Source organism: Achromobacter sp. Marseille-Q0513, assembly GCF_018195695.1.
GTDB lineage: Bacteria > Pseudomonadota > Gammaproteobacteria > Burkholderiales > Burkholderiaceae_B > Achromobacter.
On record NZ_JAGTJY010000637.1, the window covers coordinates 1 to 337 of the forward strand.

Annotated in this window: 1 protein-coding gene; it reads left to right on the forward strand. The window is 55.5% G+C overall.

Annotated elements, in window-relative coordinates; genetic code table 11:
- Window positions 1-66: 66 nt before the first annotated feature.
- The coding region (locus tag KDH83_RS32100; RefSeq protein ID WP_249205491.1) for an O-antigen ligase family protein at window positions 67-337 on the forward strand (271 nt) is incomplete at its 3' end.

Here is a 337-nt window from a genome sequence, read left to right on the forward strand (position 1 = left end):
TTGTTCCTGCCTGTACTTGGCTTGGTCTTTCTTTTGGCAAAGCGTGATTGGTCAGCCAAGAAAAGGTTGGTATTCGTTGTGAGCATGGCCGTGCTGGTGGGGGTGAGCGCCGCAGCCTTCATGCACATCAAGCAGAGTCGATGGGGGCAGGTTTCCGACGATGTAGACCTCTATGCTTCGAAGACGCAACGCGACACGTCCGTGGGAATCCGCATTCAGCTGTGGCATGCCTCCTGGCTGATGTTCAAGAAGAGTCCGCTGGTTGGCGTGGGGGTCTCCAATTTCAGGCACGAACTGGTTGAACTGGCCAAGCAGGACATCGTGACGCCTCTGGTAT